The sequence below is a fragment of the Mycobacterium sp. genome (genome assembly GCF_036488105.1).
GTDB lineage: Bacteria > Actinomycetota > Actinomycetes > Mycobacteriales > Mycobacteriaceae > Mycobacterium.
Map to the genome: position 1 here is coordinate 1 of NZ_DASXHW010000315.1, position 16,112 is coordinate 16,112.

General features: G+C 65.7%; 17 protein-coding genes. 7 read left to right on the forward strand and 10 right to left on the reverse strand.

Annotated features, from left to right (window positions below):
- Window positions 1-305 (reverse strand): DUF3556 domain-containing protein (locus tag VGH54_RS16595; protein WP_331513166.1); only part of this gene is annotated, 305 nt, incomplete at its 3' end.
- A 200-nt stretch (window positions 306-505) separates the two neighbouring features.
- Between VGH54_RS16595 and VGH54_RS16600 the strand changes: the two genes are divergently transcribed.
- Entirely contained in the window at window positions 506-892 is a 387-nt protein-coding gene (locus VGH54_RS16600; RefSeq protein WP_331513167.1) for a DUF393 domain-containing protein, read from the forward strand.
- Here the strand turns inward: VGH54_RS16600 and VGH54_RS16605 are convergent.
- The 4 genes from VGH54_RS16605 to VGH54_RS16620 are packed head-to-tail and all read right to left on the reverse strand — an operon-like array spanning window position 889 to window position 3,873.
- Complete coding sequence (locus VGH54_RS16605; protein ID WP_331513168.1) at window positions 889-1,530, reverse strand: helix-turn-helix domain-containing protein; 642 nt, start codon at window positions 1,528-1,530, stop codon at window positions 889-891. The genes VGH54_RS16600 and VGH54_RS16605 overlap by 4 nt on opposite strands.
- Window positions 1,527-2,300 (reverse strand): SDR family NAD(P)-dependent oxidoreductase, encoded by a 774-nt coding sequence (locus VGH54_RS16610; protein ID WP_331513169.1) that lies wholly within the window; start codon window positions 2,298-2,300, stop codon window positions 1,527-1,529. The genes VGH54_RS16605 and VGH54_RS16610 overlap by 4 nt, the downstream gene beginning before the upstream one ends.
- Window positions 2,297-2,794 (reverse strand): VOC family protein, encoded by a 498-nt coding sequence (locus VGH54_RS16615; RefSeq protein ID WP_331513170.1) that lies wholly within the window; start codon window positions 2,792-2,794, stop codon window positions 2,297-2,299. The genes VGH54_RS16610 and VGH54_RS16615 overlap by 4 nt, the downstream gene beginning before the upstream one ends.
- The gene (locus VGH54_RS16620) at window positions 2,791-3,873 is read right to left on the reverse strand and encodes a dihydrodipicolinate reductase (RefSeq protein WP_331513171.1); all 1,083 of its coding nucleotides are present in this window, start codon (window positions 3,871-3,873) and stop codon (window positions 2,791-2,793) included. Before VGH54_RS16620 ends, VGH54_RS16615 begins: the two co-directional genes overlap by 4 nt.
- A gap of 57 nt (window positions 3,874-3,930) precedes the next feature.
- On the opposite strand from VGH54_RS16620, the gene VGH54_RS16625 reads away from it, so the two are divergent.
- On the forward strand, window positions 3,931-4,788 hold the full coding sequence (locus tag VGH54_RS16625) for an SDR family NAD(P)-dependent oxidoreductase (protein WP_331513180.1): 858 nt from the start codon (window positions 3,931-3,933) through the stop codon (window positions 4,786-4,788).
- On the opposite strand, the gene VGH54_RS16630 is transcribed toward VGH54_RS16625, so the two are convergent.
- From VGH54_RS16630 to prpD, 3 genes are read right to left on the reverse strand one after another with little or no spacing between them, the layout of a single operon-like run.
- The gene (locus VGH54_RS16630; protein ID WP_331513172.1) at window positions 4,772-5,914 is read right to left on the reverse strand and encodes a bifunctional 2-methylcitrate synthase/citrate synthase; all 1,143 of its coding nucleotides are present in this window, start codon (window positions 5,912-5,914) and stop codon (window positions 4,772-4,774) included. The two genes, VGH54_RS16625 and VGH54_RS16630, sit on opposite strands and share 17 nt — an antisense overlap.
- Complete coding sequence (gene prpB / locus VGH54_RS16635) at window positions 5,911-6,828, reverse strand: methylisocitrate lyase (protein WP_331513173.1); 918 nt, start codon at window positions 6,826-6,828, stop codon at window positions 5,911-5,913. Before prpB ends, VGH54_RS16630 begins: the two co-directional genes overlap by 4 nt.
- Window positions 6,825-8,330, reverse strand: a complete 1,506-nt coding sequence (prpD, locus tag VGH54_RS16640; protein WP_331513174.1) for a 2-methylcitrate dehydratase PrpD — start codon at window positions 8,328-8,330, stop codon at window positions 6,825-6,827. Before prpD ends, prpB begins: the two co-directional genes overlap by 4 nt.
- A 119-nt stretch (window positions 8,331-8,449) precedes the next feature.
- Here prpD and VGH54_RS16645 point away from each other — a divergent pair, with 119 nt between their 5' ends.
- Together VGH54_RS16645 and VGH54_RS16650 are read left to right on the forward strand one after the other, a co-directional pair.
- Window positions 8,450-9,874 carry a short-chain fatty acyl-CoA regulator family protein gene (locus VGH54_RS16645; protein ID WP_331513175.1) on the forward strand — a complete coding sequence of 475 codons (1,425 nt, stop codon included), beginning with the start codon at window positions 8,450-8,452 and terminating at the stop codon, window positions 9,872-9,874.
- Window positions 9,875-9,962: 88 nt separating this feature from the next.
- Window positions 9,963-11,351 carry a flavin monoamine oxidase family protein gene (locus VGH54_RS16650; protein WP_331513176.1) on the forward strand — a complete coding sequence of 463 codons (1,389 nt, stop codon included), beginning with the start codon at window positions 9,963-9,965 and terminating at the stop codon, window positions 11,349-11,351.
- Here VGH54_RS16650 and VGH54_RS16655 read toward each other — a convergent pair.
- A complete protein-coding gene (locus VGH54_RS16655) occupies window positions 11,335-11,850 on the reverse strand; it encodes a DoxX family protein (RefSeq protein WP_331513177.1) in 516 nt (171 codons plus the stop codon). The two genes, VGH54_RS16650 and VGH54_RS16655, sit on opposite strands and share 17 nt — an antisense overlap.
- Window positions 11,851-11,945: 95 nt before the next feature.
- On the opposite strand from VGH54_RS16655, the gene VGH54_RS16660 reads away from it, so the two are divergent.
- The 3 genes from VGH54_RS16660 to VGH54_RS16670 are packed head-to-tail and all read left to right on the forward strand — an operon-like array spanning window position 11,946 to window position 14,709.
- Window positions 11,946-12,545 carry an NADPH-dependent F420 reductase gene (locus VGH54_RS16660; protein WP_331513181.1) on the forward strand — a complete coding sequence of 200 codons (600 nt, stop codon included), beginning with the start codon at window positions 11,946-11,948 and terminating at the stop codon, window positions 12,543-12,545.
- A gap of 23 nt (window positions 12,546-12,568) precedes the next feature.
- Window positions 12,569-14,131: a pyruvate, phosphate dikinase gene (locus VGH54_RS16665; protein WP_331513182.1), complete on the forward strand. Its 1,563-nt coding sequence runs from the start codon at window positions 12,569-12,571 to the stop codon at window positions 14,129-14,131.
- Window positions 14,128-14,709, forward strand: coding sequence for a MarR family transcriptional regulator (locus VGH54_RS16670; RefSeq protein WP_331513178.1), 582 nt, complete (start codon window positions 14,128-14,130; stop codon window positions 14,707-14,709). Before VGH54_RS16665 ends, VGH54_RS16670 begins: the two co-directional genes overlap by 4 nt.
- 9 nt (window positions 14,710-14,718) lie before the next feature.
- On the opposite strand, the gene VGH54_RS16675 is transcribed toward VGH54_RS16670, so the two are convergent.
- Window positions 14,719-15,954 carry a DUF1298 domain-containing protein gene (locus VGH54_RS16675; protein ID WP_331513179.1) on the reverse strand — a complete coding sequence of 412 codons (1,236 nt, stop codon included), beginning with the start codon at window positions 15,952-15,954 and terminating at the stop codon, window positions 14,719-14,721.
- Window positions 15,955-16,112 lie beyond the last annotated feature (158 nt).

Here is a 16,112-nt window from a genome sequence, read left to right on the forward strand (position 1 = left end):
CCGCAACCGAGACCGACCACTTCGAACAGCATCGTGTAGAGCACGACCTTCTCGAAGACGATCGGCTCGGCGTACCAGTGCGCGACATTGGTGAAGCCGTTGATGCCCGTCGTAGTCAGCGCCAGCAGCCAGGCCGCCAAGATGTACAGCGCGATCTTGACGACGTAGAACAGGTGCAGCAGTACTGGGGTACCGAAGCCAACCTCGGCCCAGTGCCGGGCCATCGGGATAATCTTCTCAGCGCGGGTGCCCTTGCTCCACTCCTCGAAGTCGATCTCCGGAGTTTCCTGTTTGAGAAATCCCATGGCGGCAAGATTAGAACGTGTTCTAGGGCGATGGTTCCCGTTCTTCGTAAACCCGGTCGCCGGAACCCTTGACTACTACTTTGCGTAGTAGTAGAAACGGTCGCCAGGCACTTAGTGTTGCGATCACCGGCTTCCGGGCTCGCCGCCGGTCCGGCGTAAACTCGGTAGTGCGACCACGCCCACAGCAGGGGGTATCGGAGATGAACGCCACAGCGGGCACATTGTTCTTCGACGGAGCGTGTGGAATGTGCACGCGCTCCAAGGATCTACTGCTGAAGTTCGACCGAACCGGAAAGATTCGGACCGAGCCGCTGCAAGGCCCCGGAGTCGCCGAACGGCTCGGTGTCGCGCCGACGAGCCTGCTTGATGCGGTGCGGTGGCTGGATTCTTCGGGCACGGTCTACTCCGGCGCGGAGGCCGCCAACGCGGCGCTCTCAACGGCGATCGGCAGCCGAATCCCGTTGGTGGTCTACCGGATTCCCGGCATCCACTTCATCGAAGACGTCGTCTACCGGTGGGTGGTTGCGCACCGTTATCGGTTCCCCGGGACCACTCCATACTGCGAGTCACACCCAGCCGCCTGCTAGGCCCGTCGCGGCGGGCGGGGCACAAACCGGGAAACCCGCCAATGCGGACTCTTGACCGCCTCGAGCGCTTCGGTGACATAGTGGTCGAGCGCCGTCGGCCCTTTCGTCGTCGACCTTGCCGTTGACTGGCAGACCCACCGCTGAAACGCGAAATCGGCCGCTGCAAAAGCAAGTTGAACCAACAGTCCGGGCCGGATGTCAGTGTCGGGGTTGGCGCCCATGCGTGCGGCGACGAGCTTGGTCGCCCGCTCCTTGTCGGCGGGCCGGTGCACGGTCAGCTTGCCGAGCAGGTCGGGTGCGACCAGCAGGGCTTCCCGCCACTCTTCGGTGTCCGCCACCCCGAACGATCGGGTCCGGGTGATGATGGCGTTGATCAGCGCGAGGTCGGGCGACTCGTCGGCGGGCCGCTCTTCGAGCAGGCTGACGATGGCGGTGCCGCCATATCGAACGGGCGCCAGCAGCAATTCTTCCTTGGTCGGCACATGCCGAAAGAAGGTGCGCGGCGAAACGCCTGCGGCCGCGGCGATTTCCTCGGTCGTCACCGCGTCGTAGCCGCGTTCGATGAACAGCCGGAACGCCGCTCGACGAATGTCGGCCCGGATCTGCGCCCGCTGCCGGTCGCGCAGCGACTCGGTCATCGGAAGCAGCCGATCCCACCGTCGACATGGATGGTCTGCCCGGTGACGAAGGTCGCGTCGCTGCTGAGCAGGAACGCGACCAGCGCCCCCACGTCGTCACGAACATCGCCGATGCGCTTCATCGGAACTCGTCGCACCGCCTTGGTGTAGTCGTCCGGCGCGAACTGCTTCCACAGTTTGACGCCGTCGGACTCGGCGAACGGGCAGACGACGTTGACGCGAATGTTGTCCCGGCCCCATTCCAGCGCTGCGACTTTCGACAGCCCACGGATGGCTTCCTTGGCCGCGGCGTATCCGCCCCATTTCGGCTCGCCGCCGGTGCCCGTGCCCGAGCCAAGGTTGACGATCGAACCACCACCGGCCTGAACCATCACCGGATGCACGGCCTGAATGAGCAAGAAGCTTGCTCGCGGCCCGACGTCGTGGCCGAGGGCGAAGTCTTCAGCGGTGATGTCGACGAAAGCCTTCGGCTCGTTGGTGGCGATGGCGTTGTTGACCAACCCGTGCACCGCACCGAAGGCGTCGACCGCTGCCGCGACGATCCGCTGAGCTGACTGCGGATCGCGCAGATTGGCGACCAGTTGTTCGACGCGGCCGGCCGGCCGGAGTTCATCGGTGGTCGCGGCCAGCTTCTCGGAGAGAATGTCGACCAGCAGAACCGCTGCCCCACGTTCGAGCAACGCGGCGGCGATGCCTTTGCCGACGCCCTGGGCGCCGCCGGTGATGATCGCGACGTGGCCGCGCATCGAGTCGGGGTGGGTGTAGCTCACTGCGCCGGTCCCATCCGCAGCGGCACACCACGGTGCATCTCGTAGGTGCTGCGCACGCCACCGGGCAGCTCGATGAATTCGACCGGGGTTCCGTCCGGGTCCTTGACGAAAAACATTCGCACTCCGCCGATCTCGAACGGATCCTGTTCCGGCGTATAGCCGGCCTCGCGAATGCGGCGGTGAGTGTCGTCGAGATCGACGACCGACAGGGACACGTTCTGGATGCCGGTGATACCGCGGCGGGCCGGTTTGTCGGTGGCGGGCTTGGCGCCCAGCGACAGCAGCTCGACCATCAGGCCGCCCAGCAGTCCGCCGACCACGCGACCCTGCTGCTTGTGCTTCGCGTGCAGCACAGCGTCGAAAGGCTCGCCGGAGATCAGGGTTTCGAAGACGACATCCATCCCCAGCGCATCGCGGTAGAACGCCAGCGCGCGGTCCATGTCGGTCACCCCGACAACGAGATGACAGAACGAGATGTCGGTCAGATTGGTCATGTCGCGGATGCGAGACGTGCGGCGGGACGCCCCGCGAACATCGGCAGGTCCAGGTAGGTCTTGATGCCGGGTTCGGCGGCGCAGACATCGGGGATGGCGTTGACGCAATGGTTTGCGGTGACCACGACGCCCGGATTCTTCACCAGCCCTTCGGCGATCGTCTCCGGCTGCAGACCCTTGAACGTGAGGCTCACGGTGGGATCGCCGGTGATCTCCACCTCGAAGCGTTCGCCGCGGTCGCCGAAATTCCAGGCGGGCTCCAGATTTTCCTCGCCCATCAGCCAGTTGACCGCCGCGGTGATCACCGGCTCGCCGTCGACCAACGCTTGCCAGCGGAACCGGCGCGCGGCCACGGTGCCCGTGCGGATCGGGAACGGGTCGTAGTCGATGTCGGCGGTCGCGACCGCGATGTCCTGGATCGTCCTGATGTTCGGCTCGATGCGAAAACCCATGTGGTCGGCGATCATTCGCACCGACATCTTGAACCCGTTTTCCAACAGGCCGGCCATCGGCCCCTGGATGGCCTCGTCGGGGGTGCCACCGAAGCCCATGATGTGGCGCACCACGTCTCCGGCGTTGTAGGTACGGATGTCGGAGAACTCCTCGGCGCGCACGTGGGTGATCGCCGAGGACAGCGAGGAGATCATCAGCGGGAACCGCTCGGTGATGCCGCCGGGATGGATACCCGACCCGTGCAGCGTCACCCCACCCGCGACGGCCGCGTCGGCGATCGCCGCGACCGCGGGGCTGCTCAGGTCCGGGTACACCCAGCCGACCGGGGTCACCACGTTCTTGCCGGATCGCAGAATCGCCACAACCTCGTCGTCGTTGGGGATCAACGGGCTGTACACCACGCAGTCGGCGTCGAGGGCGAGCACGTCGTCCTTGTCGGATGTCGCGGCGACACCGAACGATTCGATGCCCAGGATCTCCCCGATGTCGCGCCCGTTCTTGTCGTCGCTGTGCACCCAGCAGCCGGCCAGCTCGAGCTGCGGATGATTCAGCACGCATTCGATGGCGGCCTTGCCGACACCTCCGGTGGCCCACTGAACGACACGCAACTTGGCGGGGTTAGTCATGCGTGGCACAGTATGACTGACTGGCAGTCACTGTCAACGACGACGAAGGGTCTGCGAATGGGCGTCCTCGACGGGAAGATCGCGATTGTCACCGGAACCAGCAGGGGCGTGGGAGTCGGCATCGCCCATGAGCTACTACGGGCCGGCGCCACGGTCATCGGCTGCTCACGTTCGCCGCTGGACACCATCCCCGGCATCGACAGCGACTGGGCGGCCCGCGCTTCCCAGCGGGTGTGCGACCAGGGCGACTATCGCTCGATCGACTCGTTCGTCGCCGCCGTGGTGGCCACCCACGGTCGCGTCGACATCCTGGTGAACAACGCCGGCGGGACGGTTCCGGCGCCGCACGCGGAGAGCATTCCCGAACTGGTGCAACGTATTCAGGGCGCACCGCGAAGCGATGACGACTTCGAGCGAACCGCGCTGTTTCACGCCTTTGCGGTGCAGATGAATCTGATCAGCCCACTGTGGTTCGCCATCCGGGTATACCGGCAGATGGCTACCCAGAACGGCGTCGGCTGCATCATTAACATCTCCAGCGGCGCCGGGCATCCGGCGGGCTCACCGACCCTGGTCTCCTACGGAGCGGCCAAGAGCGGGCTCAACCAGTTGACCCGGTCGCTCGCCCAGGAGTGGGGACCGAAGGTCAGGGTCAACTGCGTCGCGCTCGGTCCGACGATGACCGAGAACTTCCGGTCGTTCGTGCTACCGAAGAACGACCCGACCGGTGAAAAGTACTTCGCCGCGGTCCCATTGCAGCGCGCGGGCGAGCCGGGCGAAGTCGGCCGGGTGTGCGTCTTTCTGGCCGGGGGCGCCGCGGACTTCGTCAACGGCACGACGATCGAGTGCGACGGCGGTATGTTGCCCGGCGTGCTCTACGACGCCGGCCTGAAGACCATTACCGACCTGCTGTAGCCGCAGCGAAGGTGCGTTGGGGCTGACCGCAGTATTCGGACAGCGGCCGGATCAGCGCGTTGGCGCCGGCCTGCTCGATGATATGGGCGGTCCAGCCGGTAATCCGGCTCATCACGAAAAGCGGTGTGAAGCTGGGGATGTCGAAGCCCATCAGGTAGTAGGCCGGCCCGGTCGGAAAGTCCAGGTTGGGCAAGATGGCGGTGGTGGCGAACATCTCCTTTTCCAGGACGTTGTAGATGTCCAGCCAGCGCTGGCCGTTGCGGGCCTCCGCGACGCGGATCAGCGCCTCTTTCATGGTCGGCACCCGAGAGTCACCATTTTTGTAGACGCGGTGACCGAAACCCATCACCTTGTCTTTGCGAGAAAGCTTGCCGTGCAACCAATCCGCTGCCTTCGACGGGTCGCCGATCTCGATCATGTCGTGCATGACGGCCTCGTTGGCCCCGCCGTGCAGCGGACCCTTCAACGCGCCGATCGCCGCCGTCACCGCACTGTAGATGTCGGACTGCGTCGAGGTCACCACCCGCGCAGCGAAGGTGGAAGCGTTGAAGCTGTGCTCGGCGTACAGAATCATCGACTGCTCAAACGCGGTGACGATCACCGGGTCCGGAACCTCGCCGAAGCACATGTTCAGAAAGTTCTCCGGGTAGCTGAGGTGACTGTGCGGTGCGATCGGTGCCAGGCCCCGACGGCGGCGCATGTCGATCGCCACGATGGTGGGCAGCACCGCGAACATGCGAAGAGACTTGGCGTAGTTGGCGGACTCGGCGCTGTCGTCCTCTTCCGGATCTTCGGCGCCCAGGTAGCTGATCGCGGTGCGCACCACATCCATCGGGTGGCAGGTGTCGGGCAGCTTGGCCAGCAGCGACTGCAACGACCGATCGATGCGACGGCTGGCCCGCTCACGTTGGTTGAACAACGCCAACTCACCGTCGCTCGGCAGCTCGCCATGCCACAGCAGGTAGGCGACCTGCTCAAAACTGCAGTGGGCGGCCAGATCCTGCACCGGGTAACCGCGATAGGTCAGCGAGTTGGTCTCGGGCACCACCTTGGAGATCGCGGTGGTGTCGACGACCACCCCGGCCAGCCCCTTGTAGATTTTCTTCTCGGCCACAGGCGCGGTCATTGGTTGGGTCCCTTCACATCAAAGTTGAAGATCTCGTCGTCGAATTGGTTGTAGTCGGCGTATCGCAGCAACTCGTAGAGCCGCGTGCGGTGCTGCATGTGGTCCAGCAGACCCGATTGCGTTCCTGCGGCTTCGATTTCGCGCAATCCGTCCTCGACGGCGAGCATCGCCAGCCGCAGCGTGGTGACCGGGTAGATCACGACGTTGTAGCCGATGTCGGTGAGCTGCGAAGTGGTCAGCAGCTCCGACTTGCCGAACTCGGTCATGTTGGCCAGCAGCGGGATGTCAACCGCAGCACGGAATTTCTCGAAGTCAGCCGGACCGGTCAGTGCTTCGGTGAAGATCAGGTCGGCGCCCGCGTCGGCGTAAGCGCGCGACCGCTCGATGGCCGCGTCGATGCCCTCGATCCCCGCCGCGTCGGTGCGCGCACAGATCACGAAGTTCGGGTCGCGGCGCGCAGCCACCGCGGCCCGAAGTCGCTTGACCATGTCGGCGGCCGGAACAACGGCCTTGCCGTCCAGATGGCCGCATCGCTTCGGGTTGACCTGGTCCTCGAGGTGGCAGCCGGCCAACCCGGCGTCCTCCAGCAGCGTGATGGTGCGCGCGGCGCTCATCGGCTCGCCGAATCCGGTGTCGGCGTCTATCAGCGTGGGCAGGTCGGTGACCGAAGCGATTTGCGCGCCGCGTCCGGTGACTTCGGTCAACGTGGTCAGCCCGATGTCGGGCAACCCCAAGTCGGCGGACAACACCGCGCCCGACACGTAGACCCCTTCGAATCCGATCTCGGCGACGAGCTTGGCCACCAATGGCGAGAAGGCGCCCGGGAAGCGTTGCAGCCGGCCCGAATTGAGCCCGGCCCGAAAGACGGCCCGCTTGTCGGCGGCGCTGGATGCGGACGCCAGCAGTCCGGTCACCGGAAGATCCCTGACGGAATCGTCGGCGCCTTGTCCAGCACCTCAGGCAGCACTCGTACGTTCAGCGCGCCCAGCTGATCGCCCTTCAACTCGCGAACCCGCTGTACGGCGCCCAGGAACCGTTGCTGCTCAGCAGGATCCACCACTCCGTCGGCGAGATGGGTGAACTTGCCAATGTACTGCTCGCGCTCGAATGGCCTTGCGCCCAGCGGATGTGCGTCGGCAACGGCCAGCTCGTCGGTGATCACCTCACCGCTCTTGAGCGTGACCTCCGCGCGGGCCCCGAAAGCCTTCTCCGCCGGGTCGTTCGAGTGATAACGCCGGGTCCACTCCGGATCCTCGACAGTGGAGATCTTGTGCCACAGCTCGACAGTGTCCGGACGGTGCGCACGCTCCGGGGCGTAGGAGAGCTCGTGGTCCCAGGTGCCGTCCTGCAGCGCGACGGCGAAGATGTACGGCAGCGAATGATCCAGCGTCTCCCGCGAGGCGTCGGGGTCGAACTTCTGCGGGTCGCCGGAACCAGTGCCGATTACGTAATGGGTGTGATGGCTGGTGTGCAGCACGATCGTTGCGATCTGGTCGAGATCGCCGATGCTCATCCGCAGCCGGCGGGCCAGGTCGATGGGCGCCTGGCTCTGGTATTCGGCGGAATGCTCTTTGGTGTAGCTGTCCAGAATGGCGCGCTTGGCCTCCCCCGCCGCCGGCAGCGGCACCTGGTAGCGGTGTTGCGGGCCGGAGAGCAGCCAGGCGATCACGCCGTCCTCGCCTTCCCAGATGGGAGCCGGTGATCCTTCGCCACGCATGGCGCGGTCGACGGCCTCGATGGCGACCTTGCCGGCCAAGGCGGGCGCGTAGGCCTTCCAGCTGGAGATCGATCCTTTGCGGGATTGGCGAGTCGCGGTGGTCAGGTGCAGCGCCTGGCCGATCGCTTGATAGATGGTGTCGACGTCGAGCCGCAGCATGGTGCCCAGTCCGGCCGCTGCCGACGGGCCGAGGTGCGCGACGTGGTCGATTTTGTGCTCGTGCAGGCATATCCCCTTGACCAAGTCGATCTGAATCTCGTACGCCGTCGCCAGACCGCGAATCAGGTCGTTGCCGCGCACACCGAGCTGCTGGGCAACCGCGACCAGCGGCGGGATGTTGTCGCCGGGGTGCGAGTACTCGGCGGCCAGAAAGGTGTCGTGGTAGTCCAGCTCGCGCACCGCGACGCCATTAGCCCAGGCCGCCCACTCGGCCGAGTAACTGCCGTCGACACCGAACACCGTCGCGCCCGGACGGGCCCGCTGCGCCAACGCCTGGTGCCGGGCGGTGGTGACCGGTCTTCGCAGCACCGACGCAGCGCTGACCGCGCCGTTGTCGATGATCCGGTTGATCACCATGGCCTCGGTCTCCAGAGCTACCGGGACCGGGTCGGCGGCAACCTGCGCGATCTTGTAGGCCAGGTGCTCGGTGATCGGGAAGTCGTCGGCGCTACGGTGGGTCCGCACCTCATGGATCAACATAATTCGCACAATATGCAAATTTGGCGGTTAGGGAAAGTACCTGTACATGCGTATTTTTGCGTCCTGATTCGCCGCAAATTGCGAATGTTGTGTAAGCCATCGCGGAGTAGTCTCAACGCGTGGCGAAGATCTTTTCGGGTGCCCGGCTGCGGCGGCTGCGAAACGAGCGCAACCTGAGCCAGGCAGCGTTGGCCCGGACGCTGAATCTGTCCACCAGCTACGTGAACCAGCTGGAAAACGACCAGCGGCCGATCACGGTGCCGGTCCTGGTCGCCCTCGCGGAGCGATTCGACCTGCCGTCGAATTACTTCTCGACCGACTCCGACGCCCGCCTGGTTGCCGACCTCTCCGACGTGTTCACTGCCACCGCACCCGACGACTCCGTCAGCTCGATGCACATCGAAGAATTGGTGGCACGGATGCCCGAGGTGGGCCGCAACCTGGTCACCGTCTACCGGCGACTGCGGGACGCCACCGACGAACTGGAGGCCTATCGCTCGCACGCGACGACCGAGACGTCGCTGCCCGTGGAGCGGCCGATGCCGTTCGAGGAAGTGCGGGACTTCTTTTACGACCGCAACAACTACATCGGCGAGCTCGACATCGCGGCCGAGCAGATGTTCATCCGGAGCGGGATGACCGTGGGCGGCCTGGACGTCCAGCTGGCGGCGCTGATGCAGGAACGGTTCGGCGTGCGGGTGGTAGTCGACGCCTATCTTCCCGCGCACGCCAAGCGCTCGTATGACCCGGAGACCAAGGTGCTGCGGATAGCGCAGTGGTTGTTGCCGGGTCAGCGCTCATTTCAGATCGCCACCCAGCTCGCGCTGGTGAGCCAGCCGGAGCTGCTATCGGCGATCGTGGCCACCGACGACCAGCTCACCCCGGAATCCAGCGGGGTCGCACGCATCGGTCTGGCCAACTACTTCGCCGGCGCCTTTCTGCTGCCCTATCGTGAATTCCACAGCGCGGCAGCAGAATTACGCTACGACATCGACCTGCTGGCTCGCCGTTTCGAGGTCGGCTTCGAGACGGTGTGTCACCGGCTCTCGACGTTGCAGCGGCCGCGGCTACGCGGCGTGCCGTTCATCTTCGTCAGAACCGACAAGGCCGGCAACATCTCGAAACGTCAGTCCGCCACCGCATTTCACTTCAGCCGGGTCGGCGGCAGCTGTCCACTGTGGGTTGTGCACGACGCCTTCGCCCAGCCGGGGCGGATCGTCACGCAGGTCGCCCAGATGCCGGACGGCCGTTCGTATTTCTGGCTGGCCAAGACCACTTCGCCCGAAGGTCAGGGCTATCTCGGTCAGCACAAGAGCTTCGCCATCGGCTTGGGCTGCGACCTGGTGCACGCCGAGAAACTGGTCTACTCGACTGGGATCGCGCTCGACGATCCGAGTACCGCCGTCCCGATCGGCGCGGGCTGCAAGATCTGCAATCGCTCGGCCTGCGCGCAGCGGGCGTTTCCCTACCTCGGCGGACGCGTGGCGGTCGACGAGAACACCGGCAGCGGCCTGCCCTACTCGCCGGCTATTGAGCCTGCTTAGCCGGGAGCATCCCCGCGAATTCACCTAAGAGTTGCCGGATTTCGGATTTCCGCAGCACGATCGGTGTAGCTTGCTGCTCAGATAAGCCATGACAGATGTCGAGTATTGCGTTGTCGGTGCGGGATTCGCCGGTTTGACGGCTGCCCTGCGCCTCAAGCAGGCCGGTCGCTCGGTGGTCTTGTTGGAGGCTCGTGACCGAGTCGGTGGTCGCACGTTCACCGTGACTCGCGACGACGGGGTGTGGGTTGATCGTGGAGGCGCGTGGGTCGGGCCGGGCCAGGACCGGATCTATGCGCTGATGAAGGAGTTCGGCGTACCGGAATACAAGCAGTACAACGACGGCGACGCCATGATGATCGTCGACGGCAAGAAGCACCGCTACGGCGGGACGATCCCGTGGACCATGAGCCCGTGGGCCGTAGCCAACCTCGGCATTGGCCTGCTGCAGGTGGAGCAAATGTGCAAGACGCTTCCCCGCGAAGCCCCGTGGGAGGCCAAAAAGGCCGTCGAGTGGGACCGCATCAGCATCGCCGAGTGGCTCGAGAAGAACCTGAAGTCCAAGCAGGCCAAGGAAATGCTCGACACGGCCCTGGCCGGCGCCTACACCACGGCCGCGTCCGAGACGTCTTTGTTGTGGATGCTGCTGCAACAGGGGTCGGCCGGTAGTGACACCATCGGCGGTGCCACCTTTGTCATTTCCGGCAAGGGCGGGTCCCAGGACGCCCGCCCGGTCGGCGGGATGGGTGCCATTTACCGACCCATCGTCGCCGAACTGGGCGACGCGGTGGCCCTGTCGCGGCCAGTGCGGACCATCGCTCAGGACGATGACGGTGTGACGGTCGGCGCCGATGGCCTGACGGTACGGGCGCGGCGTGCGATCGTGACAATTCCACTGGCGATCGCAAACACGATCAGCTACGAGCCGATGCTGCCGGTGGACCGTTCGATGCTGCATCAACGGATGCCGGGCGGCGCGATCACCAAGATCGCCGTCTTCTACGACGAGCCGTTCTGGCGCGCCGACGGGCTGTGCGGCCAGTCGGTCCGGCCCGGAAGCCCGGCCACGCTAACCATCGACGCGTGCACGGACACCGGCAAGCCGGGGATCATGTGTGTGATCACCGAGGGACGCGCCGCGCGCGACCTGGGACGCCTTGATGAGGCCGAGCGCAAAGCGACCGTCGTGCGTGAACTGGTCGACCGGTTCGGCAGCAAGGCCGGCTCGCCCGTCGAGTTCCATGAGCAAGATTGGACTAAAGAGCGCTATTCCGGTGGCGGGATGATCAGCCACGCGCCACCGGGCGTGCTCACCGAGTTCGGACATGCACTGCGCCCACCGTGCGGCCGCATCCACTGGGCCGGGACGGAGAGCTCGGCCGTCATGTGCGGATGGGTCGACGGCGCCATCCGCTCAGGGGAGCGTGCTGCCGAAGAAGTGCTGGCATGCGAATCGGCAGCGGCTACTGAGCTTGCTTGACCGGCGGCCGGTAGAAGAGCGCCAGCTGGCCGAGCGCCCCTCCGATGCCCAGTAGCAGCGAACCGAACAGGCCGTGCCAGCCGGGGTGGAAGAGGTAAGCGCCAAAGATCTGATAATCCAGGCTGTACCGCCCCGGGCCCAGGGTCGCGATGACCACCGCCGTAGTCGCCAGAATCAGGTTGTACTCCCAGCCCTCCTTGACGATGAAGAAGCCGTTGTGGCGGTGCACGGTCCAGGCCGCGACCAGCATCAGCGCGACGAAACCGGCGGCGGGGATGGGAGTCAGCAGGCCGGCCGCCAAGCCCAGTCCCGCGCTGATCTCCGTCGTCGCGGCAACGACGGCCTGAAACGTGCCGTACTTCATGCCGATGCTTTCGAACCAGCCCGCGGTGCCCGGTATCCGGCCGCCCCCGAAGAATTTGTTGAAGCCGTGCGCGGCCAGCGTCAAACCCAGCACTAGCCGCAGGATCAGCAACCCGACGTCATAGGCATCATTCATAGACGTCAACCTAGATCATCAGGTAGGCACGGGATAGATAGAGGTATCCTGCCAGCCGCACATACCGCAAAGGAGCGACCATCAAGATCGCGATCATTGGCGCGGGCAACGTCGGGCGCTCTGTGGGCACCGCGTGGCAGAACCGCGGCCACGATGTCACGTTCGGCGTCCGCAATCCCGACGACCCGAAGTACGCATCGCTGGGAGCGGTCCGGCCCAACGAAGCCGCCGTGTTCGACGCCGAGGTCGTGGTGCTGTGCACGCCGTGGCAGGGCACGCAGGAGGCCCTACAAGGCTGCGGGGATCTGCGCGGGAAGATTTTGATCGACGCGACCAACCCGCTATCCCCCGATTTCAGCACGCTCGAGGTCGGGCTCACCACATCCGGCGCCGAACAGGTCGCCGACTGGGCGACCGCCGCGCGGGTCTGCAAAGCGATGAACCAGATCGGCGCTCCGATGATGGACGGTCCGCAACTGGCCGGTACCCCAGTGATGTTCGTCTGCGGCGACGACGACGCGGCCAAGTCGGTGACCGCCGGGCTGGTGAGTGAGCTGGGCTTCGAAGCAGTCGACGCCGGAGATCTGACCCTGGCCCGGCTCTTGGAACCCTATGCGCTGCTGTGGATTCACTTGGCGCTGCGTCGCGGTTTCGGTACCGACTTCGGATTCGGCCTCCTGCGCGGTCGAGCCTGAACATCCGGATGTCCACACGACCCGTGATACTGCTGGATGGCGACGCGTCGTCTCCGCCGGAGGTGTTGGGCCACAAGGGGCATGGCATCGACATGATGCGGCGCAATGGCCTGCCCGTGCCGCCCGCGTTCTGCATCACTGCCGAGGTCGGCGCGCGCCGCCGCGCCGAACCGGAGGCGACGATCAACGCCATCTGGGAAGACGTGCTGGCCGGATTGCGCACATTGGAAGCCGCAACCTCGCGCACCTTCGGACGAGGGCCGCATCCGCTCCTTCTCAGCGTGCGCTCGGGCGCTGCGGTATCGATGCCCGGCATGATGGACACCCTGCTGGACCTCGGCTTCAGCGACGACGTCGAAAAGGCCTTAGCCGCTGAGGGGTCGGCCGAGTTCGCCCGCGACTCGCGGCGCCGGTTCACCGAGTCGTACCAGCGCATCGTCACCGGACTGGTTCCCGACGATCCTTACCAGCAGTTGCGCGCCGCGATCGAGTCGGTGTTCGCCTCGTGGGATTCGCCGCGCGCCGTCGCTTACCGCGCCCACCACGGGCTCGACGACGACGGCGGAACCGCGGTAGTGGTGCAGGCCATGGTCTTTGGCAACATCAACGCCAATTCCGGTGCGGGCGTGGTGTTCTCCCGTAATCCGATGACCGGCGCCAACGAAGAGTTCGGCGAGTGGCTGCCGGGTGGTCAGGGCGACGACGTGGTGTCGGGCACCGTCGACGTCGAATCGATCGCCGCACTGCGCAGCCAGCAGCCGGGTGTCTACGACCAATTGATCAGCGCCGCAAGATCGTTGGAGCGACTGTCGGCCGACGTGCAAGAGGTTGAGTTCACCATTCAGGACGGGACGCTGTGGCTGCTGCAGACGCGAGCGGCCAAGCGGTCGGCGCAGGCGGCCGTGCGCCTGGCGCTGCAGTTGCTGGGCGACGGCCTTATCGACGAGGACGAGACGCTGCGGCGGGTGACGCCGGCGCATGTGGAAGCACTACTGCGGCCGTCACTGCAGCCGGAAACTCGCATGGCTGCAGAGCTTTTGGCCACCGGGCTGCCGGCCGGTCCGGGCATCGCGTCAGGGCGGGCCTACACCGAGGTGGACGCGGCCATCGAGGCCGCCGATCGCGGCGAGGACGTGATCCTGGTGCGCAACCACACCAGCCCTGACGACATCCACGGCATGCTGGTCGCCCGTGGCATCGTCACCGAAACCGGCGGTGCCACCAGCCACGCTGCCGTGGTCAGCCGCGAACTGGGCCGGGCGGCCGTGGTCGGCTGTGGCAGTGGCGTTGCCGAGTCACTGGCCGGCAAGGTGGTCACTGTTGACGGCAATCAGGGCGAAGTGCGCGAAGGTAGCCTGCAGCTGTCCGCGTGGTCGGAGGACGACACGCCTGAGCTACGCGAATTAGCCGGTATCGCAAGGCGAGTCAGCCCGTTGCGAGCGCATGTCCGCGGCGACTATCCACGACTGGATCGCCCTACCGAGGCCGGGGTGCGCGGCGCCATGGCCAGCGGGCACAGCGATGTGGTGTCCGCCAGCCCGCTGCTGGCCATGCTGGCCGCGATACGGCTCAGCGGAGTGTCGTGAGCGAGTTGACCGTGTTGCAGGCGGTTCGGCTGAAGGGCCGGGTCAGCCGTGACGATCTGGCCGCGACGCTGGGGGGAGATTTCGTTGATGTCGTCGACCGGCTCGTCGGCTCGGGTCTGCTGCTCGACGGTCCGACGCTGCGGATCAGCCCCGAAGGTCGGGGGCGCCTTGAGGGATTGCTCGCCGATGAACGGTCGCATGTCGACGCGGCGGCACTGTTGGCGGCGTACAGCGAGTTTCGTTCCGTCAACGGCGAATTCAAGGCACTTGTCACCGATTGGCAGCTCAAGGACGGCCAGCCCAACACACACGACGACACCAGCTACGACGCGGCGGTACTGGCCCGTCTCGACGATGTGCATCGGCGGGTCACGCCGATCATCGCCGCCGCGGCCACGCAGCTACCGAGACTGAACCACTACTCGGTGAAATTGCAGACCGCACTGGACAATATCCACGCCGGCGAGACGATGTGGCTGGCTCGGCCACTGATTGACTCGTACCACACCGTGTGGTTCGAGCTGCATGAGGAGCTGATCCTGGCCGCCGGCCGGACCCGCGAAACCGATGATGCTTAAGCGTTTTCGCTACAGCTCGGCGTCGAGTCGGGCGACGTAGTCGTCGATGTCGCCGATGGCCGACTCGGCGGCGTGCACGCTGACCGTAACCATGTCGCCGGCGCCCCATACGCCATGGGTGAGACCCATCGCCGGTGAGAGCCCCGGATAGACGGCCGTCAGCAGCACCGGTGCGTCGCCGAGGCGCAGATCGGTGGGTACGCGGTAAATGCTTGACACCACGGTGTTGCCGGACACCTGCGATGGCCGCACTTCGGGATCGAAGAGGCTGACACCCCAGCGCAGCAACGGAGCGGGAACAGCCGCGAACGCCCGGTCCGCGGCCAGCACCGCCGGGTGCTCTGAACGACGGCGGGCATTGACCAAATCTGCGGCGATCCTTTGCAGCCGAGCTTGCTGACTCAGCTCTGGGTACAACCCGACCGTGACGTTGGCAAAGTGATTATGAGCATGAGGGACACCAGGTTTGGCCATCGTCACCTCGGCCACCAACGTCGGGGCCGCGTCGCGCAGGTAACCCGAGAGCGCACCGGACACCGCGGACAGCGCAGCCACGGTGGCGGTGGGGCCTTTCAGCTGCGAGCGATGCCGCTGCAGCGTGCGCACGGAACGTTCGCCCGTCGGGCGGTCATTGGTGGACAGCGCCGGCTGCGCCCCGATCGCCGGCGGCAGCAGTCCTGCGTGGGTATCCCGCACCTGCTTGCGATGGGCTCGCGCCGCAACCAGGCCGCGCCACGGTAAGAACCCCGACGACCGTGGGACGTCAGGTACCGGAGTCGCTCCTCCGAACAGCCAGGCGGCCATCGCCAAGGCGCGAGGACCGTCGGACAGCGCGTGCGCGAACTGCATGACCGCGACCGTGGCCGGGCCGCTGCTGCCCGGAATGCCGTGCACCTGCGCGAAGATATGCATGCGCCACGAAGCCCGGCGGATGTCTAACTGGTCGTCGGCCAGCCTGGCCGCCGCGTCCAGGCAGCGACCCCAGCTGGCGTCATCCAGGTGGTGGAGCAGCACCTGGTCCTGCTCGATGACCGTCGACACCCAGCGCGGGTAGGTCAACGGCGATCCGTCCTCGACGCGGAGCGTCAATGCGCGACAGTTTTGCGCCCTGTTGCGTACCTCGTCGACGGCGCCCTCGAAATCCGTTGGCTCACCGTCGAATGCGTAGAGCATGAACTCGTCGCTGGGGACCTTGGCCGACATCCAGTAGAACTGCGCGTCGACCGCCGCCATCCGGGTCGGCATCCCAGCATCCTATGGATCCACAGTTGGACCTTTATCCACAGGCGAGGGTCTCGGGGTGTGCTTGTGTCCGTCTGGTTGGCTAAGATTCGAACATGCGTTCTAGTAGTCGGGAAGAGGTCGTCGAGGTTCTCGATGCGCTCGAGGCCGGCTACAAACGC

What these genes read in the sequence shown, in the direction of transcription:
- VGH54_RS16600 (WP_331513167.1), top strand. Translation starts at nt 506, where the DNA reads ATGAACGCCACAGCGGGCACATTGTTCTTCGACGGAGCGTGTGGAATG.
- VGH54_RS16605 (WP_331513168.1), bottom strand. Translation starts at nt 1,530, where the DNA reads ATGACCGAGTCGCTGCGCGACCGGCAGCGGGCGCAGATCCGGGCCGAC.
- VGH54_RS16615 (WP_331513170.1), bottom strand. Translation starts at nt 2,794, where the DNA reads ATGACCAATCTGACCGACATCTCGTTCTGTCATCTCGTTGTCGGGGTG.
- VGH54_RS16620 (WP_331513171.1), bottom strand. Translation starts at nt 3,873, where the DNA reads ATGACTAACCCCGCCAAGTTGCGTGTCGTTCAGTGGGCCACCGGAGGT.
- VGH54_RS16625 (WP_331513180.1), top strand. Translation starts at nt 3,931, where the DNA reads ATGGGCGTCCTCGACGGGAAGATCGCGATTGTCACCGGAACCAGCAGG.
- VGH54_RS16630 (WP_331513172.1), bottom strand. Translation starts at nt 5,914, where the DNA reads ATGACCGCGCCTGTGGCCGAGAAGAAAATCTACAAGGGGCTGGCCGGG.
- prpD (WP_331513174.1), bottom strand. Translation starts at nt 8,330, where the DNA reads ATGTTGATCCATGAGGTGCGGACCCACCGTAGCGCCGACGACTTCCCG.
- VGH54_RS16650 (WP_331513176.1), top strand. Translation starts at nt 9,963, where the DNA reads ATGACAGATGTCGAGTATTGCGTTGTCGGTGCGGGATTCGCCGGTTTG.
- VGH54_RS16655 (WP_331513177.1), bottom strand. Translation starts at nt 11,850, where the DNA reads ATGAATGATGCCTATGACGTCGGGTTGCTGATCCTGCGGCTAGTGCTG.
- VGH54_RS16675 (WP_331513179.1), bottom strand. Translation starts at nt 15,954, where the DNA reads ATGCCGACCCGGATGGCGGCGGTCGACGCGCAGTTCTACTGGATGTCG.